Source organism: Lysinibacillus sp. CD3-6, assembly GCF_006351725.2.
Lineage (GTDB): Bacteria > Bacillota > Bacilli > Bacillales_A > Planococcaceae > Lysinibacillus.
The window spans coordinates 3362335-3385962 of the sequence record NZ_CP085880.1; the positions used below are offsets into that span (position 1 = coordinate 3362335).

Annotated in this window: 26 protein-coding genes, 1 riboswitch and 2 other annotated features; of the genes, 1 reads left to right on the forward strand and 25 read right to left on the reverse strand. The window is 38.5% G+C overall.

Features of this window, described 5'->3' with window-relative positions:
• Positions 1-36 precede the first annotated feature (36 nt).
• Positions 37-1113, reverse strand: coding sequence for a LysM peptidoglycan-binding domain-containing protein (locus tag FH508_RS16715; RefSeq protein ID WP_172772200.1), 1077 nt, complete (start codon positions 1111-1113; stop codon positions 37-39).
• A 142-nt stretch (positions 1114-1255) separates the two neighbouring features.
• Between FH508_RS16715 and FH508_RS16720 the strand changes: the two genes are divergently transcribed.
• Positions 1256-1789 carry a transcription repressor NadR gene (locus FH508_RS16720; protein WP_172772201.1) on the forward strand — a complete coding sequence of 178 codons (534 nt, stop codon included), beginning with the start codon at positions 1256-1258 and terminating at the stop codon, positions 1787-1789.
• Between the two features lie 203 nt (positions 1790-1992).
• On the opposite strand, the gene FH508_RS16725 is transcribed toward FH508_RS16720, so the two are convergent.
• The 24 genes from FH508_RS16725 to FH508_RS16845 form a co-directional block, all read right to left on the reverse strand.
• A complete protein-coding gene (locus FH508_RS16725; RefSeq protein WP_172772202.1) occupies positions 1993-2382 on the reverse strand; it encodes a thiol-disulfide oxidoreductase DCC family protein in 390 nt (129 codons plus the stop codon).
• A gap of 20 nt (positions 2383-2402) precedes the next feature.
• Positions 2403-3281, reverse strand: coding sequence for a prephenate dehydratase (gene pheA / locus FH508_RS16730; protein ID WP_172772203.1), 879 nt, complete (start codon positions 3279-3281; stop codon positions 2403-2405).
• A gap of 369 nt (positions 3282-3650) precedes the next feature.
• Positions 3651-4106 carry an ACT domain-containing protein gene (locus FH508_RS16735; protein WP_172772204.1) on the reverse strand — a complete coding sequence of 152 codons (456 nt, stop codon included), beginning with the start codon at positions 4104-4106 and terminating at the stop codon, positions 3651-3653.
• 24 nt (positions 4107-4130) lie between these two features.
• The gene (gene obgE, locus FH508_RS16740; RefSeq protein WP_172772205.1) at positions 4131-5420 is read right to left on the reverse strand and encodes a GTPase ObgE; all 1290 of its coding nucleotides are present in this window, start codon (positions 5418-5420) and stop codon (positions 4131-4133) included.
• A gap of 5 nt (positions 5421-5425) precedes the next feature.
• Entirely contained in the window at positions 5426-5953 is a 528-nt protein-coding gene (locus FH508_RS16745) for a Spo0B domain-containing protein (protein WP_172772206.1), read from the reverse strand.
• A 137-nt stretch (positions 5954-6090) separates the two neighbouring features.
• Positions 6091-6390: a 50S ribosomal protein L27 gene (rpmA, locus tag FH508_RS16750; protein ID WP_024363181.1), complete on the reverse strand. Its 300-nt coding sequence runs from the start codon at positions 6388-6390 to the stop codon at positions 6091-6093.
• Entirely contained in the window at positions 6387-6743 is a 357-nt protein-coding gene (locus FH508_RS16755) for a ribosomal-processing cysteine protease Prp (RefSeq protein ID WP_172772207.1), read from the reverse strand. The genes rpmA and FH508_RS16755 overlap by 4 nt, the downstream gene beginning before the upstream one ends.
• Before the next feature lie 16 nt (positions 6744-6759).
• Positions 6760-7068, reverse strand: a complete 309-nt coding sequence (rplU, locus tag FH508_RS16760; protein WP_010860053.1) for a 50S ribosomal protein L21 — start codon at positions 7066-7068, stop codon at positions 6760-6762.
• A 14-nt stretch (positions 7069-7082) separates the two neighbouring features.
• Positions 7083-7158, reverse strand: a sequence feature (ribosomal protein L21 leader region).
• Between the two features lie 45 nt (positions 7159-7203).
• Positions 7204-7815 (reverse strand): zinc metalloprotease, encoded by a 612-nt coding sequence (locus tag FH508_RS16765; protein ID WP_172772208.1) that lies wholly within the window; start codon positions 7813-7815, stop codon positions 7204-7206.
• Positions 7805-8359 (reverse strand): M23 family metallopeptidase, encoded by a 555-nt coding sequence (locus FH508_RS16770; protein WP_172772209.1) that lies wholly within the window; start codon positions 8357-8359, stop codon positions 7805-7807. The genes FH508_RS16765 and FH508_RS16770 overlap by 11 nt, the downstream gene beginning before the upstream one ends.
• A gap of 133 nt (positions 8360-8492) precedes the next feature.
• A complete protein-coding gene (gene minD, locus FH508_RS16775; protein WP_172772210.1) occupies positions 8493-9290 on the reverse strand; it encodes a septum site-determining protein MinD in 798 nt (265 codons plus the stop codon).
• Position 9291: 1 nt separating this feature from the next.
• Entirely contained in the window at positions 9292-9960 is a 669-nt protein-coding gene (gene minC, locus FH508_RS16780; RefSeq protein ID WP_172772211.1) for a septum site-determining protein MinC, read from the reverse strand.
• A 29-nt stretch (positions 9961-9989) separates the two neighbouring features.
• On the reverse strand, positions 9990-10514 hold the full coding sequence (gene mreD, locus FH508_RS16785) for a rod shape-determining protein MreD (protein WP_172772212.1): 525 nt from the start codon (positions 10512-10514) through the stop codon (positions 9990-9992).
• Positions 10514-11425, reverse strand: coding sequence for a rod shape-determining protein MreC (gene mreC, locus FH508_RS16790; protein ID WP_172772213.1), 912 nt, complete (start codon positions 11423-11425; stop codon positions 10514-10516). The genes mreD and mreC overlap by 1 nt, the downstream gene beginning before the upstream one ends.
• A 13-nt stretch (positions 11426-11438) precedes the next feature.
• Complete coding sequence (locus FH508_RS16795; RefSeq protein WP_172772214.1) at positions 11439-12458, reverse strand: rod shape-determining protein; 1020 nt, start codon at positions 12456-12458, stop codon at positions 11439-11441.
• A gap of 603 nt (positions 12459-13061) precedes the next feature.
• Complete coding sequence (gene radC, locus FH508_RS16800; RefSeq protein ID WP_173477662.1) at positions 13062-13733, reverse strand: RadC family protein; 672 nt, start codon at positions 13731-13733, stop codon at positions 13062-13064.
• 32 nt (positions 13734-13765) lie between these two features.
• Complete coding sequence (locus tag FH508_RS16805) at positions 13766-14359, reverse strand: Maf family protein (RefSeq protein ID WP_172772215.1); 594 nt, start codon at positions 14357-14359, stop codon at positions 13766-13768.
• 98 nt (positions 14360-14457) lie between these two features.
• Entirely contained in the window at positions 14458-15108 is a 651-nt protein-coding gene (locus FH508_RS16810; protein WP_172772216.1) for a hypothetical protein, read from the reverse strand.
• Positions 15109-15418: 310 nt separating this feature from the next.
• Complete coding sequence (locus FH508_RS16815) at positions 15419-16678, reverse strand: bifunctional folylpolyglutamate synthase/dihydrofolate synthase (RefSeq protein ID WP_172772217.1); 1260 nt, start codon at positions 16676-16678, stop codon at positions 15419-15421.
• Positions 16675-17967, reverse strand: coding sequence for a bifunctional folylpolyglutamate synthase/dihydrofolate synthase (locus FH508_RS16820; protein ID WP_139860141.1), 1293 nt, complete (start codon positions 17965-17967; stop codon positions 16675-16677). The genes FH508_RS16815 and FH508_RS16820 overlap by 4 nt, the downstream gene beginning before the upstream one ends.
• A gap of 141 nt (positions 17968-18108) precedes the next feature.
• On the reverse strand, positions 18109-18510 hold the full coding sequence (locus FH508_RS16825) for a hypothetical protein (protein ID WP_139860139.1): 402 nt from the start codon (positions 18508-18510) through the stop codon (positions 18109-18111).
• Positions 18511-18598: 88 nt separating this feature from the next.
• A riboswitch (cyclic di-GMP riboswitch) is annotated at positions 18599-18698 on the reverse strand.
• A 125-nt stretch (positions 18699-18823) separates the two neighbouring features.
• Positions 18824-21469: a valine--tRNA ligase gene (locus tag FH508_RS16830; protein WP_172772218.1), complete on the reverse strand. Its 2646-nt coding sequence runs from the start codon at positions 21467-21469 to the stop codon at positions 18824-18826.
• Between the two features lie 179 nt (positions 21470-21648).
• Positions 21649-21972 (reverse strand) — a binding site (T-box leader).
• Positions 21973-22247: 275 nt separating this feature from the next.
• The gene (locus FH508_RS16840) at positions 22248-22934 is read right to left on the reverse strand and encodes a valyl-tRNA synthetase (RefSeq protein WP_173477664.1); all 687 of its coding nucleotides are present in this window, start codon (positions 22932-22934) and stop codon (positions 22248-22250) included.
• A 137-nt stretch (positions 22935-23071) separates the two neighbouring features.
• Positions 23072-23518, reverse strand: coding sequence for an SRPBCC family protein (locus FH508_RS16845; RefSeq protein WP_172772219.1), 447 nt, complete (start codon positions 23516-23518; stop codon positions 23072-23074).
• Positions 23519-23628 lie beyond the last annotated feature (110 nt).

Here is a 23628-nt window from a genome sequence, read left to right on the forward strand (position 1 = left end):
ATATTCGGCTTTACTTCCTCAACAATGTACGCTTTTTTACCATCGATAAGGCGTCATCCCGCCTGGGAAAAAGTTCGGTGAAACCCATGGTCCAGTTGAAGGACATGGTGGCGGGCATGGCGGTGGGCAGTGACCATGGTCATATTGCCAATTCGGCATCATTACTGGTTGTGAACCACATCCACAGGATTGGCCCATTCCATGTTGTGCACCGCATCCGCAAGTTTGACCCATTCCGTGCTGTGCGCCACATCCGCAAGTTTGACCCATTCCATGTTGTGCGCCACAACCACAAGTTTGACCCATCGGCATCATTGGCATCTGCTCAAATTGAGGCTGCATTTGTGGCTCATTAAAGAATGGTGATGAGCTCGATTCTAAGAAATTCGCACCTTCTACATATGTTGGCATTGGCTGTTGCGGCATAGCATATGGCATTTGTTGCTGTGGCATTGCATATGCATCTATTTGTGGATGCATTGGCATATGCCACCACATTTGATGATGCATTGGCTGATGGCAGCTAGAACAATGAGGTACCATTGGCATATGTGGTACCATATGAACTGGCGGTGGTGCTGGTGCTGGTGCTGGCGGTGGTGGTGGCGGCGGTGCTGGTTGTGCTACTGGTGGTGGTGGGGGTGCTGGTTGTTGCACTTGCGGCATTACTAATTGTTGATTCCAGCTAAGTTCTACTGGCTGAGGCACCCACATCGGTTGCTGTTGTTGTGGCATCGGCATTGGCATTGGAAACGGTATTGGAATCATCTGTGGTTCTGGCATAGGCATCGGTGCTGGTGGTTGAATAACAATAGGTGGTGGCACTGGCATCGGTCTTTGCACCTCTTTTTTAACACTTTCCTTAGGCTTTGTTTGAGTTGGCATCTCTTTATGCATTTGTGTTTCCTTATGTGTTTCTTTTTGTGTTTCCTTATGTGTTCCTTTATGTGGTTCCATGTTTATTTTTTCAGGCAAAATAATTTCCATGCCCGGAACAATATAATCAGGGTTGGCAAGATGAGCATTGAGTCGTTTTAAATCCTCAAACGAAATACCGTACTCTTTCGCAATCTTCCACAATGTATCTCCCTTTTGAACAATATGAATACGCAATTTTTTCCTCCCTTCCTCTCTACGTATCATATGTTCAATGTTTCATTTGGATACAAAAAATTACGCATGGTGGAAATGCTTCATGGTACACTAATGCTTAAGGAATAACTATTCCTTTATTACATGGCAGAGGTGATCTTTTATGAAAAAAATGTTAGGCGAGGAACGCCGACTGCAACTTTTAGAACTGTTAAAAAAAAGCAACACACCGATAACTGGGACAGACTTCGCTAAATTTGCAAATGTTTCTAGACAAGTCATCGTAAATGATATGACATTATTAAAGGCTAGAAATGAACCTATTATTGCAACAAGCCAAGGTTATATTTATATGCACCAAGAGCAGCTCAGTCAAACTGTTGAACGGACAATCCCATGTTTCCACACACCCAAAGATGCCAAAGACGAATTGTTAACAATTGTAGATTGTGGTGGAACGGTTAAAAATGTCATTGTAGAGCATCCGATTTACGGAGAGCTTACCGCTTCGATTATGGTCTCGAATCGTCATGAAGTTGAAAAATTCGTACAACGTGTAAATGACACTCAGGCAAACTATTTATCTGCGCTTACAGGTGGCACTCATCTTCATGTTATTACAGCACCTTCTGTTGATATTTTAGATTTAATTGAGCAATCCTTGCAAAAGAAGGGATACCTTGTCTCAGATCAATAAACAATGATGATGGATAGGATATATCACTTTCTATAACATAAAAATCCACTTAGCATTCGGCGGGCACGATGTAAGCCGCAACCCTCGCTTATGATATGCGTGGCTTGTTGCGTCTTACAGTGTGTGGTCCCGACTGGCTTCCGTGGATTTTTACTTGGACAGTAATAAAATTTTCAAAATTGTTTGAGTGCCTGACACCATATTTAAAGAAAACGTTGTCGTTGTGAAGGTGTTGGTAATAGGCATGCTTCCTTTTGACCGAAAAGGTAATAACGGTTTTTGGCAAATAATTTATATGCCGTATTTCTTATACATTGAGGTATCACAATAAACGCGTAGCACGCTGGCCATAAGCCATCTAAACGGCGACAAATTTTAAGTGCTGCTGTTGATTCAAAATAAATAGTACCTTGTTCAATGTAAATTACACTATCTATATTTGCAGGGACATTGTATTGTGCAAGTAGTGCTTGCCCAACTTCACTTTGAATAGAGGCAAACTTGAAAAACGCAGCTTGATCGCGTTTAATAATAAATTGTACACTGCTATTACAGAAATTACAAATACCATCGAACAATATAATACCACCCATTTTCGCACCCCCTAAATCTTTTAGCCTTCGTCTGATGTTAAATACGTAAAGTATGTACCAAGCGATTTCACTTTGCAGCCAAGTGCCGCTAGCTCCTCCATAGCACCTCGCATCATTGGTTCTTTTTCATCAGCTAAAACATCAATCATAAAGAAATAATCACCAAGACCTGTTTTTAATGGGCGTGATTCAATTTTACTTAAATTCAATTGTCGCCACGCAAAAACGGAAAGAACTTGGTGTAATGCCCCTGATCGATCTGTCGGTAACGTAATCATAAATGTTGTTTTAGCTTGCCCATCTGATAATTCCTGGGGTAATCGTTTATTTTGCTTAGATAACACAAAGAAACGAGTATGATTAAAATGAAAATCATGAATATTATCTTGCACGATTTCTAGTCCGTATTTTGCAGCAGCGGCTGCATTACCTACTGCTGCAATGCAATCATCAGGATTTTCTGATACAAATTTAGCTGCAGCAGCTGTTGATGTTGTTTGATGTAACGGCACATCACTAAAGCGATAAAATAAATATTTATGACATTGCGCTAAAGCATGCGGATGTGAATATACCCCTTTGATGGATTCCCAATTATTCTTTTGCGCCTTATTAACCATTAAATGTTGTTGAATTTTCAATTGTAGCTCACCTGTTACATAAAGCGTTGCCTCATGGAATAAATAATCGAGCGTCAATGGTACTGAGCCTTCTAAAGCATTTTCTAATGGTACAACCGCTAAATCAACCTTGCCCTCTGCTACTGCCTCAATACATTCAGGTATCGTTGTACACGGGACAAGCAAATCAGTTGGGAAGATAGATTTTGTCGCTAAGTATGTAAATGATGCTTCAGGTCCTAAATATGCAATTCGTTTCTCCCACTGTCGCTCTGTCATCGAAATGACCTCCTTCTTTAATTCTTAGTATATGAAACATTTATAATGTTTGGAAAACTCTTTATAAAAAGAAAAGGCTATGTAATACAGCCTCCCTCTAAAATGAGTAATTGTGATAGTAGATACTGCTTTTGCTAGCAGGTTCAACACTATTGCTTATAGCTTAATGCAGTTTTATACACTATGCTCGGGTATTTTAAAAAATTTCGCAGTATTTCTGCAGGATCGCGACTTTAGCGAAACCTCACAGAAGCTATTTTTCAGCTTCAGAGAGGCTTGCTCATCGCATGCGGAAAGGGAGCGAAATTTTGTATCAACATCTACCAGCATTAACTAATAAAAGGCAAAGGGGCCTTTTTTAATAGCCCCTTACAATGCACCAGAACTTATTACCTCTGCAGATTCAACAAAATCTAAACGTTTTAGCTGCTGTATTAAGTCATCAAGTTCAGAAGTCATACTCGTCACATCTAATGACAATGTTACATTCGCACGTCCTTGAATTGGTATAGTTTGATGGATTGTCAGTACATTACAATGTGAATTGGTCACAGTTTCTAACAATTTGGCTAACGTTCCTTTTCGATCTTGAAGCTGTAAAAAGACGGTTAAAATGCGCTCCTGTACAATTGAGTGAAAAGGAAATACAGCATCACGATATTTGTAAAACGCACTGCGCGATAAATCCACTTGCTTTACCGCATCCCAGATGGAGGATACCGAACCACTTGAAAGTAATTGCTTTGCCTCCAATGTTTTTTGCATAGCATCCGTTAATACATCTTCACGAACTAAATAATATCGCTGATTCGCAACATTCTTCATACGCTTCCCCCTAAAACTCCTGTCTTAATCTATAAATTCGAATTCGAACTCTTGTAGACGAACGGTATCACCATTTTGAGCACCACGCTCACGCAATGCCTCATCCACACCCATACCGCGCAATTGGCGTGCGAAACGTCGAATACCATCTTCACGACTAAAGTCTGTCATTTTAAATAGACGTTCAATCGAGTAGCCACTAATGATAAATGCACCGTCATCATCACGAGTAATCTCGAAATCTTCGCCTTGCGATTGATGCTTGTACATTACTGTTGCATCTGATTGTTCCTCTACTTCTTCAAATAGTGGGAACTCAGGCGTTACTTCAAGTAAATCTGCTATAGCAAATAATAATTCTTTTAAGCCTTGGCGTGAAACTGCTGAGATCGGGAAGATTTGCACATCTTCTCCAACTTTTTTGCGGAATTCCACTAAGTTCTCTTCTGCTTCTGGCATATCCATTTTATTTGCTACAATAATTTGAGGACGCTCTGTTAAACGCAAATTATATTGCTTTAACTCCTCGTTAATTGTTAAATAATCTTCGTACGGGTCACGGCCTTCCATACCTGACATATCGATAACATGCACAATGACACGTGTACGTTCGATATGACGTAAAAATTGGTGTCCTAACCCTACGCCTTCATGCGCGCCTTCAATTAGCCCTGGTAAATCTGCCATTGCAAAGCTTCGGTGATCATCTGTTTCAATCATTCCTAAATTCGGCACGATTGTCGTAAAATGATAAGCGCCAATCTTTGGTTTTGCTGCAGAAACAACTGATAATAGTGTGGATTTACCTACACTTGGGAAACCAACTAAGCCAACATCTGCTAATACTTTTAACTCTAATATAACATTTAATTCTTGTCCTGGCTCGCCTTTTTCAGAAAGCTCAGGCGCAGGATTGGCAGGTGTTGCAAAGCGAGAATTTCCGCGTCCACCACGACCTGATTTCGCGATAATCGCTTGTTGGCCATGCTCAACTAAATCTGCGATGACTTCTCCTGTTTCCTCATTCATCACAACTGTACCTGGTGGCACTTTAACAATTAAATCTTCAGCGCGTTTTCCGTGCATCCCTTTACTCATCCCGTGTTCACCACGTTCTGCTTTGAAGTGACGTTTATAACGGAAATCCATTAACGTACGTAAGCCTTCTTCTACTTCAAATACTACGTTACCTCCGTGACCGCCATCTCCACCAGCTGGCCCACCATTTGGTACATATTTTTCACGGCGAAAGGCTACCATTCCATCGCCGCCATCGCCACCTTTAACATATATCTTTACGTGATCGACAAACATTTATTTCACTCCCTATTTGCACTCAACACATATTGCCAGCACGTATTTGTCTGCACAATTGTTTGAATGTCGAATTGTTTCAAACCTTTTTCGGTGAATGCGTCTGCACTCCACAGTCCATTTAGCGTAAACGCCAAAACAAATGTATGATCGTCAACACGTACATCAAGCGCTAAGCTCTGCTCCGTAAATGGATCTAATGTATCATAAACATGCATAACTGTTTTGTTTAAATACTCTACAACATCCTTGTCAATATTATTAGTGACTGGTTTTTTGATCTCACCATTAAGCTCCAGCGGTAAAGATGGATAACGCCATCCTGCTGTTTGTAGCCACTCCATTGTTTGTGGTAATTGTAGACGATTCATGATAGACAATACTCGTAGCTGTTCCGAATAATGTTGAATAAGTTCTTTTGATTCATCAATTCTACCTAAATCTAAATTCATGCGAATAAGTTGAAGTTGATTCACATAATCATGATTTGCAAAACGTAATACCTCACTAATGGTTAGTGATTGATTGTTCATCCCATTCACTCCAATAAAGTTATCTTAACTAGTATAACAAGTTTTGATGTATTTTTCCCTTAATTCTTCATTGAAATTTAGCCAAAAAAAGGACTGCAATAAATGCAGTCCTCCGCTTTATGTCTACTTTATTAAAATTAAGCTTCTTGTGTAGCTGGGTATACAGATACTTGTTTGCGATCGCGACCTAAGCGTTCGAATTTAACAACGCCATCAACTTTAGCAAATAGTGTATCATCGCCACCACGACCTACGTTTGTACCTGGGTAAATTTTTGTACCGCGTTGACGGTAAAGAATAGAACCACCAGTTACAAATTGGCCATCAGCACGTTTAGCGCCAAGACGTTTAGACTCAGAGTCACGTCCGTTTTTTGTAGAACCTACCCCTTTTTTCGATGCGAAAAGTTGAAGGTCTAATGCTAATAACAATTTCATTCTGTTCCACCTCCTACTTGGTTGTAGTTGATTTGGATATATTGTCCGTAATTTTGCACCATAGAATACACTTGAGCAGTCATTACTTGGACAATTAATTGTAGTTTTGTATCAATTTCAGGCTCTAAATCTGTCGGTAAATTTACCTTAAGATAACCTCCACCTTCAGCTGCTTGTTCAACTTCTGGTTGCAATTGTAGTAATGCATAAATCGCATTCACCGTACCGATGGCAATGGTAGATGCACCTGCACATACTAAATCTTTTCCAGATTCGTCGTACTCAGCATGTCCTGAAAATTCAAATGCAGACACATGTCTGTTTTCATCATGATGTATCGTAACTTTTATCAAATGTTACACCTCACAATTAAGCATTGATTGATTCAACAACTAATTTTGTATAAGGTTGACGGTGACCTTGTTTACGACGGTAGTTCTTTTTAGCTTTCAATTTGAAAACAACGATTTTCTTTTGACGGCCTTCTTTCACAGCTTTAGCTGTTACTGTAGCGCCTTCTACGAATGGAGCTCCAACTTTAACGTTTTCGCCACCTACGAATAGAACTTTATCGAAAGTTACAACCTCGTCAGCTTCTACGCCTAATTTCTCAACATAGATTTCTTGACCAGCTTCTACTTTGATTTGTTTACCACCAGTTTCAATAATTGCGTACATTTTACTGCACCTCCTCTTAGACTCAGACTCGCCTGTTTATGAAGGTGATCCAAAGATGCTTAAACCTTCCCAGAGCGGTTGTAGTAGCACGGGTGCTACAAACAATAACATTAAAATACTACCACATGGATTCTATCAAGTCAACCTGTTCATTACATATTTCTCAAATGCTAAACGGTACTTTCGATAGTTCCATTCTTTTAGTACTTGCAACCATATAAATAGGCACAGAACAGCTAAAAAAATGGATTGTGGTAAATTTCCTAAAGTTACTATGAATAGTATAGAGGCAAAAATAAGAGAAAGCGAATAATAATATTCAAAAACTCTCACACTTGGATAAAATAAAAATAAACAGGCCAAAAGTATCCTTCCACCATCTAACGGAATGATGGGTATTAAATTAATTACTAGTAATACTAGCTGCACATTGACAAGTCGAATGGCAATTAAATCTGGCATAAAAAAAGCAAGACCAATCCCCAGTATTGTGGCGATTGGACCTCCTAGTGCAATCCAAAGTAGTGAAGATGCCTGCACAGCTGCTGGATTTTCAAATTCTATTTCCCCTCCATAGGGTGCGATCACACATGATTTTATTTTCACGCCACAAAGCACCGCAGCCAATATATGGCCCGCTTCATGCCATAGCAAAGAAGTTAAAATAATTGCATAATAAGCGATCTGGCCACTAAAAATCATTAACAGAATCAGAGGGATACAAAGTAAATGCAATTTAACCTTCATCGTTCTCCGTCGTTTCAAGCCACTGCACAATTTCTTCTAAATTTAAATGCTTTTTATCTTTCTCAATCGAAATATAGAGTTGTCCAGTCTGCTTCATACCGATCAAGTCGTTGGCCTGTATTGTTGTATATGGTAACTGTGCTAAACTATCAAGCATCCCATAAGAGACAGTTGTACCATCCTCATAGCTAACTGTCATCGTTTTACCAGTATATTTTGTATGACCTGTAAAAACAACGAGCCCACTTTGGCCCGCATATACAGGGAGGCCCACATCATATTGTAATAAAAACCCCTCTTTAAAAACTTGCGCATTTGAAAACGTTAATAGTTCAGTTTGCCCTATATCACTGGAAACCATTATCGTTTCTTCCTCTTTTTTCAGCAGACTTTTTCCGAGCTCACTTAAATATGTTAAATCTGCTGATGTCGTTACAAGCTTTCGCACAGGTGTTTCCATTACGCCTTGATCTTCTAAGCGAATCATAAGCATAATTGCAGCCACAAGTAATATCATGACAATCCATTTCCATTTTTTAAACAAGCTCTCATCCTCTTTTTTCACACTATATGAGGCAGCATGTCCATTCATGCATGTGCCAGTCACTCATACAATTCTCACACAATTTACTAGCAATAAAAAAACCTTTCCGCGCATGTGCACGAAAAGGTTTTGATTATCTTGAAAATAATGCTTTAAGTTTTGAGAACATTCCACGATGCTCGTCCTCAATGGCCATTAATGGCACAGATTCACCTAATATGCGACGGGCAATATTACGGTAACCTAAAGATGCCTTATTCGTTGGATCCATAACGACTGGCTCACCTTTATTTGAGGATGAGATAACACCTTCACTATCAACAATAATGCCTAATAAATCAATGGACAAATGTGTTGTAATTTCATTGACGTCCAGTGTATCGCCGTTTTTCATCATATGCTGACGAATACGATTAATAATAAGTTTAGGAGCTGTAATTTCTTCTTGTTCAAGCAGTCCAATAATTCGGTCTGCATCCCGTACAGCAGAAATTTCTGGTGTTGTTACAACGATTGCATGGTCTGCACCTGCTACCGCATTGCGATAACCTTGCTCAATACCAGCAGGGCAATCTATTAAAACATAATCATAGTCTCTCTTTAATTCCTCTACTAAGCTCTCCATTTGCTCAGGTGTGACAGCATTTTTATCTGTCGTTTGAGCAGCAGGTAATAAAAATAGTTTATCATCTACACGTTTATCTTTAATCAATGCTTGATGGATTTTGCAACGTCCTTCAACAACATCAACTAAATCATAAATAATACGGTTTTCGAGACCTAGAATCACATCTAAATTTCTCAAGCCAATATCTGTATCTACTAAACATACTTTTTTCCCTTGTAGAGCCAATGCAGTCCCGAGGTTAGCCGTTGTTGTCGTTTTACCGACACCGCCCTTACCTGAAGTTATGACGATCGCTTCTCCCACACTAGCTTCCTCCCTTAGACACATTTAATAATGGTCGAATATTTTTTAACGCATGAATTTGATCGTACGCAATACGCCCATCATAGCCGATAAATGCACAAGCCATGTCTGCTTGATTGATAGCTTTTACATGTTCATCTGACATTGCTTCAACCTGATCAGCAATCATAATATGTGTGGCTTCTAAACGAGAGGCAGCAATGATTGCTTCCCTATTTCCATGTACACCTGCATGTACAATTCCCTTTAGTCTGCCAAGGACGTATACATTACCACCAGCTTCTACCCGTCCATTCGGATTCACATTCCCCACAATTACTATATCCCCTGAGGCACGTAGAACTTGTCCCGATCTGACCACTCCTACATATGTATCTTGTTGGCTTTCTATCATTTTCTTGTTGCTCTCATGGACAGTCAGTACTTCACTTTGCACTTTTGCTACTACTAATTGTTCTGATTCTTGAACAATTTTCACTAACTCTTTTACTTGTTCATCTGAACAGTATCGATAGCCTAAATGTAATTGTACATCTACTTTACCATCGATACCGCCTTCTGAAACTTTTCGCTTTAGCTCTTCTACTAAATCGGCATACGAACATTGATCGTCTAAACGAAGAACAAAACCATCCTTTGTTCCCTTCATATTAACTAATTGTTTTTTCATGAATGCCTCACCTCACGTTGCTCTTGATATTAAGAAACTTCACGTGCTCTCTGTAAGACACGCGCATTAATTAGATACTTGAAGGCCCAACCAAGAATCATTAAAAATAACGTATTCGCAATGATTGTTGGCAGTAGTCGTGATTGTAAGAAATCCGTTAACGGTATCGTTGTAAAAGCGATTAGATAGAAGAATTGATAAAGTACGAATTCTAAAATTGCTACTAAAACAACTGAAATAGTTGTAGTCACAACTAAGTGCTGATGAATTATTTTCACGATAGACCCTGCTAAAAAACAAATTAGCGGATATAGTACCGAGTATAATCCAATAATATCAATGTAAAACACATCATACAAGACACCAAAAAAAAGTCCATACATTACCGCTCGTTGACGGCTGTAATAGATGGATATAAATATTAAGTATAGAATTAGAAATCGAGGTACTAGATAATAGACATGCCCGCCCACTTCAATCGGTGACAGCATAGCAAACTCTGGTTCTAGTAAAAATAGCAATACTGCAACAGAGGGAATAAGAAACCGAACCATTACTTTTCCCCCTCTTCAGTAACCTTTTGTGGATTTGTTAAATCTTCATTCGTTGCTTCTCCGTCAGAACCATCAATAACTGTTAATGATCGTTTTGCGATAACAACATTTTCTAATAGAGAAAAATCAGCAGATGGTTTTACATAAGCCATTTTCGTTAAGCCAAAATCATCTGTGCTAACTTCCGTAATTTCTCCGATTGGTACACCTTTAGGGAAAATACCACCTAAACCTGAAGAAACTACTTTTTCGCCTTCCTTCACATTTAAGCTAGAATCGATTCGCTTCATAATGAGTTCATTTCGTTCTTTATCAAAGCCCTCGATTAAACCGTATGCTTCTTTTTCTCCTAAAACCATCGCTGACACACGATAATTAGGATTATTTGTATATAAAAGCTCAACCTCAGAGGTGAAAGGAGTCACTAACGTAATTTTACCGATTAGCCCTTTCGCTGTCATAACTGCCATATTTTTTTCTACACCATGGGATGAACCTTTATCTAAAATAATCTTTTCTTCCCATTGGTCTGGATTTCTAGCAATAACCGTTGCTTGAATAGGATTAAACGCCTTTAAACTTTCTGACTTTGTAAGTTCTAATAGCTTTTCATTTTCAGATTTTAATACCAATGCTTCGGCTTGTACAGCTGCAAAATCTTCTAAGCGTGCTTTTAAACGTTTGTTTTCTTCGTACGTGTTTAAGAGGGAGTCAATATTATTAAAAATACCAGCTATGTAATTCGCCGGCTTCGCAACAATAGATTGCGCGACGCCGACAGTATCTTTAATAATTTGCTCTGGTAAAGTTGCGTTCGTCCGATCTCGTAATGAGAAGCTAATCAATGCCACAAGAAAAACCATGCCCACTAATAGCAGTATTAATTTCTTATTGAAAAAAAAATGTGGCATTGCCTAAACCTCCTTACCCTTTTACTTGTTGTTGACGAATTAGATCAATATGATCTAGAGCTTTACCTGTTCCAATAGCTACACAGTCTAATGGATCTTCTGCAATAAATACAGGCATATTTGTTTCACGGCTAATAACTTTGTCTAAATTCGTTAACAATGCGCCACCACCAGTTAACACAATACCTCGCTCCATCACGTCTGCAGATAATTCTGGAGGTGTTTGTTCTAACGTTTTACGTACACCGTCAATAATTGACGATACCGCTTCACGCAATGAATCTGAAATTTCCTGAGACGAAATCTCAATTGTTTTTGGTAAACCTGTTAAAAGGTCACGACCTCTAATTTCCATTTTCTCTTCTGGGCCTTCAGCGAATGCTGTCCCAATTTCCATTTTAACTGCTTCTGCAGTACGTTCACCAATTGTTAAGTTATACGATTTACGGATATATGAAATGATTGATTGATCCATAGCATCCCCGCCAATACGTACAGATTCACTTGTCACAATACCACCTAAAGAGATTACTGCTACTTCAGTTGTACCGCCACCGATATCAACAACCATAGAACCAGTTGGATCCCAAACAGGTAAGTTTGCTCCAATAGCAGCTGCAAATGGTTCTTCAATTGTAAAGGCTTCTTTTGCACCAGCTTGACGAGAAGCATCGATAACTGCACGTTGCTCTACCGATGTAATACCGTATGGCACACAAATCATTACATTCGGTTTTTTCCAATTTCCGCCGGAATTTTTACAAGCTTCTTTTAAATAATATTCAATCATCGCTGTTGTAATATCATAATCAGCAATAACGCCATCTTTCATCGGACGAATCGCCACGATTGATCCAGGTGTACGGCCAATCATATTTTTCGCATCATTACCAACTGCAACGATGTCTCCTGTTTTTGTGTTTTTTGCTACTACTGAAGGCTCGCGTAAAACGATCCCCTTCCCTTTAATAAAAACTAATGTATTCGCTGTGCCAAGGTCAATCCCGACATCTTTACTACCTAATCCAAACAAATTGTGTACTCCCTTTCTATTTAAGCCATACTATCGTTGACATAAAATCATACCGTTCATTATAACGGATAAATGCAAGAATTTGTAGTGCCACATACCTCATCTTGCAGAAAACTTACTATTTTAATTCCCTCTTAAACTAAAAATAGTACGTATAGATTAGCATATTATTTTTTTTCATGTAAGACAACGCATTATAGGCTACCAATTTTTGTGAATGCTATAGATATTTTTCTACGAATACAATAACGTCATTCAATCAAAAAGGTTCATTTTTTATTAAAATGCTTAAAAACCGTTCAAACTATACTGTCCCTAAAATAAACTAGAAAAATTTATTACCAAGAAAAAACGCATTTCGGAGCATTAACGCCTTTTGTATTCTAAAAAGCTCTGCAAAAATTTTTGCAGAGCTCAGCTTGTTACCAAAGCTATTTAATTTGCAAAATGTTCTGTAGCAAAACGTACTAGCCCCACTATTGCAAGCACAAGCATCATTCCTCTTTCTAATTCGCTGGCGAGTAGCTAGGTAATGGGGTGCCTGCTAAAGGCTGAAGCTTATTTACTAGAAGCTCCAGCAAGGAAGCCTTTAAGCGTACAGTGCTAAAAATAACCTTTTTCTTTTAAGCTAGTAAACTGGTGGTCACCGATGATGATATGATCCAGTAACTCAATACCAATAATAAAACCAGCTTCCTGAATTCTTTTCGTTACCTCAATATCTTCTGGACTCGGTGTCGGAACACCACTTGGGTGATTATGAGCACAAATAATTGAGGCAGCAGAGCGCTTTACAGCCTCACGAAAGATTTCTCTCGGATGTACAATGGACGCATTCAAACCCCCGATAAAAATCGTCTTTTTATGAATGATTTGATTTTTCACATCAAGAAAAAGGACAACAAAATGTTCCTGACTTAAAGAGGTCATATCAGGCATAAGGTAAGCAGCGGCGTCTTGCGGAGAACGAACCGTATATTTATCATCATTTTGCTTTTGAGACAAGCGCCTTCCGAGTTCGATTGCGGCTAATATTTGAATTGCCTTTACCTCTCCAATACCCTTTATGGCGACCATTTCTTCAATTGTTGCATGTTTTAATTGATGCAAACGTTCAAATGTACTTAAAACACGATTGGCAAGGACAAGAACAGATTCTTCCTTCGTGCCTGTCCTCAGTAATATAGCCAGTAGCTCCTGATTGGATAAGCTCTTAGCACCTTGCCGTAATAGTCTTTCCCGAGGTCGATCTGCTAAATGAACGTCGCGAATCATCATATCTGGTATAACATCTATTGGCAATAGCTTCACTCCTTCGCAAATTGGATAATTCGTCGTGCTACCAATTGCGCGAACAACGCTGCAAGTGGTAAGCCCACAACATTGTTATAATCTCCTTCAATTCGCTCAACTAAAAGGGTACCAACTGTTTGAATACCATAACCGCCTGCCTTATCATAAGAATCTCCAGAGGCTACATACGCTTCTATAAGCTCCTGTGATAAAGTATGGAATACAACAGCTGTTTCTTCTAGAAATGTCGTTTCCAATCCATTTGGTTCAATGATGGCAACAGCAGTCATGACCGCATGACGCTTGCCTGATAAACGTGTTAAGTGAGAAATGGCTTCCTCACGTGTTTTTGGCTTATGCAGTAGCTCATTGTCAAAGACGACAATCGTATCCGCACCAATAATCGTTGCATTTGATACTTTTTGAGCGACATCCCGCGTTTTTAAAAGTGCCACACCTTTTACATAATCTTGCATTGTTGTTGCGGTTACGCTTGTCTCTTCTACTTCACTTGTCACAATTTCAAACGGAAGTTCAAGCATCGCAAGCAATTCTTTACGTCGTGGTGATGCGGAAGCAAGCACTAATTTATGATTCGTTTCAAACATTTTTTCACCATTCCTCCTTCTCTCTATCATAACGGAGAAAGTGGTTTTTGAAAATTTTCTAAAAATCAAGATAATGTACTTTTGGCTATATTCTTTACTTAAAATTTCGTTTGAAGACAAGGATTTTTGGATTTGTAATGCGCAAAAATTTGAAGACGGATAATGCTTATATCACTAGAAATAGATGTTGCTGCCTTGCCAATACTTTGCCAATCGGAAGGCAATGTGGAATCATTTGCTGCCTCACTAAAATTTAATTTTTTCGTATTTTTATCTGCTAATACATTTGTTATTTCTGCAATGGTCGGCTCTTTACAACTATCGCCAGTAACATTGAAAACTTTTTTAAATGTTGGAGGATCCTTTAAAAATACTAAGTCACTTTCCTCTGTCACCATACTTGTCCATACATAATATTTACTCTCTACTTCCACAATCGCACTTTCTTGCAGTGTAGGATGTTCTGCTATAAACGCACTTGCACTTTCATAATTAGAAAATACACCTGCTTGACTCGCATAAAACATTGTCGAGGTTCCAGTACCTCCTGCTGTCGGTATTGTTTCTGAATTTCCCTCTACTGGTGCTTCCGTTTCGTTTTTTGCGACCTCGCTATCCTTTTTTAAAGAAAATTGGGTACTTGCCTGGAGAACACCTAAAAAAATGGCTACCCCAAAAAGCCCCACGATGCCACCAATTAGCATTGCGCGCACTATTTGTTTTCTGATTACCTGACTAACAATTTTCATACGTTCATCACCTCTTATTTCAACCTATCAAAATAAACATAAAAAAAGACGAGACTGTTGTCGTCTCGTCTAAAAAATTTATCGCTATAAACTTTCAAAAAACGTCTTTAATTTTCAAAGCTCGTCACATCATGATCGCTCACCTAATTTCGTGCATTTTCCACGTTAAACACGGCTATAGAGCCTGTTTCCACGCTGTGACGCTTTCATAATACATGTGGTTCAACTAACGGAAGGTTACGTTGTTTTCAGTAGAACGATGACGAATTGCTAGTCCTTCTTGTAATTATAAAACTATAATTTGACGTTCCTAATTGTTGGATTGTAGTAACCTACTACGAACCTCTGTTAATAAATATAAAGAGCCCGATACAATTGTTCTGCACTGGTTTTCTGATTGCTGTTGTATAAATTGAATGTAATCACGTAAAACCGCTTTATAGGGTGCATTACTTAGTTCTACCATATTTTTTGCGGACATAGCTCGCGGATTATCAAAATCAACAAAATAAAAACGATCGCTAATTTGCTCAAAGTATTGCAAAACTTCTTTTACATCTTTATCACCTAATATGCCTATAACGAACGTAATGGACTCATCAGGAAATTCTCGACGGACCGTCTCTACCAATTTTTCTGCACTTGCTGGATTATGGGCACCGTCAAAAATAATATAAGGCATTACTTCTTCAAAACGTCCTAAAATACTTGCCATTTTAATACCATAGCGTATGCTTTCTTCGTTGATGGCAACGTCTAATGCTGTAGCTACTTCAAAAAAAGCGGTAATGGCTAATGCCATATTATTACCCTGATGTGGCCCTTTCATCTTACGAGTGAGATTGGCAATACATATGTTTTTTTCTTTATTTGTATAACACTCATCATCATCCATTTGCTCAATTGTAAATTGTTTTGATAGCTCTAAAATTGGAGCATGCTTTGCTTTTGCAACTTTATTAATTATGGCCATCGCCTCTAACGGTACCTCACCAATAACAACAGGACGATTTTGCTTAATAATCCCTGCTTTATGCTCGGCAATACTTTCAATTGTCGATCCTAAAAATTTCGTATGTTCAAGCGCAATACTTGGAATAATGGAGACAATTGGCATTACGACATTAGTACTATCTAGTAAGCCCCCCATACCCGCTTCAATGAATGCCACATCTACATCGCTATGGACAAATTGCAAAAATGCTGCAACTGTTAGTAGCTCAAAATCTGTCAGCTTCCCACTAAGTCCGGCACTTTTCATTTGTTGAAAAACGCAATCCATCTCTTCTTTAGAAATTGGCTCGCTCATTACTTGAATTTGATCATGCACATTTAAAATGCAAGGAGACATAAACTTCCCTACTTTTAAACCATGTTGTTGCGCAATCGACTCTAAAAATGTCAGTGTAGAGCCTTTGCCGTTCGTACCTGCAAGATGCACAATTTGTAGTTTTCTCTCTGGATTTCCCACTAGTGCTAAAGCTTCTTCAATAGCCGTTAGTCCAGGCTTAATGATATCATCACTTGCTAATGCCCATTTTTTCTTATATTGATCAAACTGGGGAATCATCGTGTCTCCTCCTTCAACCACTGTCGAACTTCCGCTATAAAATAAAGTGAGCCAGTAATAACAACAATATCCTGAGGCTCTCTGCTTTTTATAACGGCTTGGACTATTGCCTGCCAATTCGCATCATATTGTTTGTTAATATGTGTTGATAACATCGCTAATTTTTCAGCTGGCATGGCATTCGGCAAGCCAATTTGTGTAAACGACATAGAAGTTGCCACTGCATCCATTAATGCAATACTATTTGCATGATCTTTATCAGAAAGCGCTGCATAAATAAAGTGATATTGATGGTGCGGATAAACTGTCTGAAGCGTTTGAATCAATGCAGCGGTTCCTTCTGAATTATGGGCACCGTCTAGCACAATATTATTTGGAAATTGTTCAAAGCGGCCTGCCCACTGTGCAGTTTGTAGCGCCAGAAGCATAGCCTGTTCTGTTAGTTGAATATGTCCCTGCTCACGTAAAATATCCATTGCTGTTATGGCAAGACTGGCATTAGCAATTTGATGCTCTCCAGCCATTTTTAATTGAATACCAGTTAGTTCAACATTTGCGTTACGATAATTAAAGGATTGCATACCAACCCGTTGATTTTGTGCTACGACGTGAAAATCGTATCCTAAAACAAGACATTTGGCTTGACGTTGTTGTGCAACTTTTTGAATAACAGCAAGCGCCTCATCGTTTTTAACGCCCACCACAACAGGCACTCCTTCTTTAATAATTCCTGCCTTTTCAAATGCAACTTTCGCATACGTATCGCCTAAAAATGCTGTATGCTCCAATGAAATTGTCGTAATAATTGAAACAAGTGGTGTGATCACATTGGTCGCATCTAAGCGCCCACCAAGCCCTGTTTCAATAAGTGCAAAATCTACTTCTTCTTCAGCAAAATACTGGAACATAATAAGTGTTACGACCTCAAAAAAGCTTGGATAGTCCCCATTATAATGCGCTTCAATAATTGAAGCGATATTGTTCATATATTGTAAAAATTGCTCATCCGAAATTTGCATGCCGTTAATCGTCATCCGTTCATTGACACGCGTTAAATGTGGAGAAGTAAAAGCCCCTACTCGATAACCTGCATTCTCCAACATCTCCCTCAATACATTTACAGTAGACCCTTTGCCATTGGAACCTGCTAGATGTATAGTTCGTAGCTTGTTCTGCGGGTCTCCTAAACGAGCCAATACTTCACGCATCATTACTAATGGCTCACGTTTATGATCAACCGCTTTTAATGTAAAAATAAAATCTGTACATGCTTTTATCGTTGTAAACAAAAGAAACACTCCCTCTCACTCTAGTATAAAGCGTGCCAGGCACACAAACAATTCTGACACAATTTTAAAAACACACAGAAAAGCACTGTAGGAGTGATTGTCTGTGTGTTTTTAACTAGTTTTTTGCAAATAAACAGCAAATTAATGTAATTGATGGACGCCTAAAAGCGCACCCATATCGTCTAAAATAATTTTTGCATCATTATTTAAAAGTGGCAATACATCTGATCTTTGCACTAATTCAAATGAGTTTTTTAATGTTCTTTTCAACATTGAAATATCAAAGTTCGAACAATACTCATTAATTTTATTAATCACTAGGAAATCAGTACGTGTTAATGTTTGTTTCACTTCATTTTGCCCGTCGCCATTTGCTAATATATGTTTAATAAGTACACGCCCGCTTGCGTTTAATAGGCGATAGTATTTTGCTTCCGATAGCTTTAGAAGATTTGCCTCTATTATTCCTCTTGCATTCACAAAATCTAAATCATCACAGGCTTTGTTCACCTTCACTACTATTGTTCCAATATTTCCAGACATGAAAAACCTCCAAAATTATTTTCGTAACAAAGAAAAAAGCTATTCTAATCACCATAGAATAGCCATAAAATTAAATGAATTTACATTAAATGGTAACCTGGCAATCATAGTAAAAAAAACAATTCTCTCTTCACCTTAGACCCTAGGCTTTGCTTCCTAACCTTTCGGGTAGTTTGCCTTTATCTATTATACTAACTACATTGTATAATACTATATATTTTTTCCTAACTCAATACATATCTTTTGACGCATAAAAAGAAAAACAGCAGATGACTTTTTCGCCATCTGCTGTTTCAATAAATCATTTTTATGATTACATATTTTTTAGTTCTTCTAAACGTTTTAATACAACGGCATGTTTACCTTCATAGTCCGCTAATTTTTCGCGTTCTGCGTTAACCAATGCTTCTGGTGCTTTTGATACAAATTTCTCATTTGACAACTTACCAGTAACAAGCTTCACTTCTTTTGCCCATTTTTCTAATTCTTTTTCAAGACGAGCAATCTCTTCCTCTAAGTTGATAAGTCCTACAAGTGGTAAGAATAGCTCTGCTCCTGTTACTACGGCCGTCATAGACTGTCCTGGAGCCTCTAAGCCTTCACCAATTGTTAATGGCTCTGGATTACAGAATTTTTCTAAATAGCCTTTATTCGCTTCAAGAATGGCAACGGTAGCTGCATCTTTAGCAGAAATGTATAATGGTACTTTTTTGCTCATTGGTGTGTTCACTTCCGCACGAATATTGCGCACTGAACGTATAATATCCATAAGAAGCTTCATATTGTCTGCTTCTTCAGCAAAGTGAAGGTCTGTACGTACCGTTGGCCATGCTGCAACTGTAATTGACTCACCTTCATGCGGTAAGTGTTGCCAAATTTCTTCTGTAATGAATGGCATAAGCGGATGTAATAGACGCATTGTTTGGTCTAGTACATAAGCTAATATAGAGCGAGTCGTTTTCTTAGCAGCTTCATCTTCACCATTCAATGGTAATTTCGCCATTTCAATATACCAAGAACAGAAATCATCCCAAATGAAGTTATAGAGCTCACGTCCTACTTCACCGAATTCATAGCGGTCTGCTAACGATGTTACACGTTCAATCGTCTCATTTAAGCGAGTCAAAATCCACTTATCAGCAACTGATTTTTCACCAGTTAAGTCGATTTCGTCAAATGACATACCATCCATATTCATTAATGCAAAACGAGAAGCATTCCAAATTTTATTAGCAAAGTTCCAAACCGACTCTACTTTTTCAGTTGTATAACGTAAATCTTGACCTGGAGATGAGCCTGTAGCTAAGAAATAACGAAGTGAATCAGCACCGTATTTCTCAATAACATCCATAGGATCTACACCATTACCAAGTGATTTACTCATCTTACGTCCTTCACCATCACGTACTAATCCATGGATTAATACATCTTTGAATGGGCGTTGTTCCGTAAATTCAATACCTTGGAAAATCATACGAGAAACCCAGAAGAAAATAATATCATAGCCCGTTACAAGCGTACTTGTTGGGTAGTAACGTTGATATTCTTCATTTGCCTCGTCCGGCCAACCCATTGTAGAAAACGGCCATAGTGCAGATGAGAACCATGTATCTAATACGTCTTCATCTTGTGTCCAATTTTCTGCATCAGCAGGGGCTTCTTTCCCTACGTAAATCTCACCTGTTTCATTGTGATACCAGGCAGGAATTTGATGTCCCCACCATAGTTGGCGAGAGATACACCAGTCACGGATATTTTCCATCCAACGAGAATATGTGTTTTCAAAACGAGAAGGTACAAAATTCACTTTACCTTCCTCATCTTTTTGAAGCTCTAAAGAAGCATCTGCAAGTGGTTGCATTTTAACGAACCATTGTGCAGATAGGTAAGGTTCAACAACCGCACCAGAACGTTCAGAGTGTCCTACAGAGTGCATATGCTCTTCAATGTTAATTAAGACACCCGCTTCTTGTAAATCTGCTACGATTTGTTTACGACATTCAAAACGATCCATGCCATTATATTTACCAGCAAGTTCATTCATTGTGCCATCTTCATTCATAACAAGAATACGTTCTAAGTTATGGCGGTTACCAACTTCAAAGTCGTTCGGGTCATGGGCTGGAGTCATTTTTACAACGCCTGTACCGAATTCCATATCAACATAATCATCTGCTACGATTGGAATTTCACGACCGACAATCGGTAAAATAACTGTTTTACCAATTAAATGTTGATAACGCTCATCTTTCGGGTGAACTGCTACGCCAGAGTCACCTAGCATTGTTTCGGGGCGAGTTGTTGCCACTTCCACAAAGCCTGAGCCATCTGCTAACGGGTATTTCATATGGTAGAATGCACCTTGAACATCCTGATAGATTACTTCAATATCAGATAAGGCTGTTTTCGCTGCTGGATCCCAGTTAATAATACGCTCCCCGCGATAAATTAAGCCTTTTTCATATAATTGAACGAATACTGTTTTAACTGCATCTGATAGACCTGCATCGAGTGTGAAACGTTCACGAGAGTAGTCTAATGCAAGGCCAAGCTTCGCCCATTGTGCGCGAATGTGTCCAGCATACTCTTCTTTCCACTCCCACGTTTTTTCTAGGAATTTTTCACGTCCTAAATCATAACGTGTAATATTATCTTCACGCAATTTTGCTTCTACTTTTGCTTGAGTTGCAATACCTGCATGGTCCATTCCTGGTAACCAAAGTGCATCATAACCTTGCATACGCTTCATACGGATTAAAATATCTTGTAGCGTTGTATCCCATGCGTGCCCAAGGTGTAATTTACCTGTTACGTTCGGCGGTGGAATAACGATGGAATAAGGTTCTTTTCCGCTTTCAGGTTGTGCTTCGAAAAATTTACCTTGTAACCACCATTCATAGCGACCTGTTTCAATTGATTGTGGATCATATTTCGTTGGCATTGCAATGTTTTCTGTCATATTGTCTCCTCCTGTTGTAAATAATTTTTGACATACGTCAGCTTTGGCAAACTAGATAACCACTCGTCTTGATTTTTTCAGTGTATTCTCACCAAATAAATCCGTGACAATTGCACGTGGCTTATTTACTAAAAAAACCTATACATCTTTTTAGCAAATAAAAAAACTCCTATCGTCTACAAAAGGACGAAGGAGTTTAAGTTCGCGGTACCACCTTTAATTCCAGTATTTTAAGATTAGTACTTTTGCATCCCACAATTCATCATTTAATAAGTGCTCTCTAAATGCCCTTATCATTTCAAAATAATGATATGCTTGATTTACTTAAGCTTATAACAGCTGGCTCTCAATTCGTTAACGGTGTTTAACCGGCTTTAACTACTACTAGTTCACTAAAGCTGCTCAAGGGCTACGTTCAATTACGCACAAATAGAAACTTTTCAGCTACCGTTTCCTCTCTATAATTGCACAAATAATTTACTCTTCCCTGTCATAGCATCCATATTCGATTTTACACATTGTACCGCAATTTCATATATTTTTTCAAGTGATTTCGTTAATTTCAGCTAGTCTTAAAAAGTAAATAGAAAAGGAAGTGACTATTCAAATGCGACGACGTAAGTATAACCCTTGGCTTTTACCACCTTGGCTACGACAATTCCGCTTTTATTGTAGAACAATTATTGTACCGATTTGTGGTTTTCAGTTTATACGTGTCATCATCATTCCAACTTCTGGCGATCTTCTCATCTTATTACTTTTACTACTTCTATGCTATTTACTTTTGAAAGATATCATTTGATACACGAACTTTAAGTGGTGTATAACCTTCTGTTAAATCCCATATCATAGACGGTACTTCATGCCAAGAACTTGATTCTCTCACAGCTGTATGGCTTGAAGATTCTCTAAGGACGATTTTTTGCTCGGCAGGTGCAGCTTGTTTCGGTTTTGCAGTTGCTGCACTAGCTTCTATCGTTGTCGGTTGCTTTACTTGAACAGATTGCGCAACAAATGTAGACTCATCCACTAATTCTTGGGGCGTAGCTTCTACAAGTTTTTCTATAACAGCATCGACTTGTTCGACTACTGGCGTCGATTCGCTAAACGTACTTGTCACTGTCCATTCTAGTTGACACTTTTGATTGGTAAGAATCGGACGAATGTCTTTTATCATTAAGTCCTCAATTGCAGCCTCTTTTGGTAAATCGACATTTAATGGGACTGCATACTCAAAATAACCTGTGTCTCCTTGCACATCAAGCGCATCAATACGGATTAAATCTTCAGCATCCATAAATGTTTGCATGTCTTGAAAATCAAAGCGTACATGTGCTGTAATATGATAAATACCATTTAATCTTAACGAATCTTCTAATTGCATTGACTGCCATTGTGGCTTTATCTGCACAGCCGCAATTTCTGTTGGGCAACCGTACCCTGGAAAACAAAATGTCTCACGCATATTCCATGTTTTCTGTTCGATAATAATCCCTCCCTTTGCATCATATGAATGGCAAGTGGAATATATACTACTCAACTAGCAAGTTAGTGTTCATATAAAAAGCATGCCCGAATTAAAATCAGGCATGCTTTTTATAATTATACGTTAACCATTTTAATTTTATTAGCTACGCGATCCGTTAATACTTGAGTAGCTTTTGGAACGATTGGCTTAAAGATAGGGTTTAATACAGGTCCAGCTAAGCCACCTGCTATAACTTCTAAAAAGCCTGTCATTTTTGTATTGTCTGCATCAATGCTTTCAGCAAGGAAATATCCGTTTCCTGTGAAATTATCTGATAAACCTTTTAAATTGAACGTTACTTTTGATGGTGCTGTCCACTCTAAAATTGTAATTTCTACTTCAACTGTTTTTTTCAGTACGCCAACATTACCTTTAAATGTCCATGTAGACTGCTTATCATCTATCATCGTATGTGCATTATAGCCTGGGACAAGTTTTGCCCATTTTTCCATATCGCTAACGAATTCCCAAACATGTTCGATTCCTACGGGTACTTCTACTGTATGTGTGCCTGTTGCCATTTTAATTCACTACTTTCTATTATGAATAGTAATATTATAAACTAAAACGCCCACAATTTGGCTATGCTGAAAGTTTTAATTTTAACAAAAAAAAGCCACCCTAAATGGAT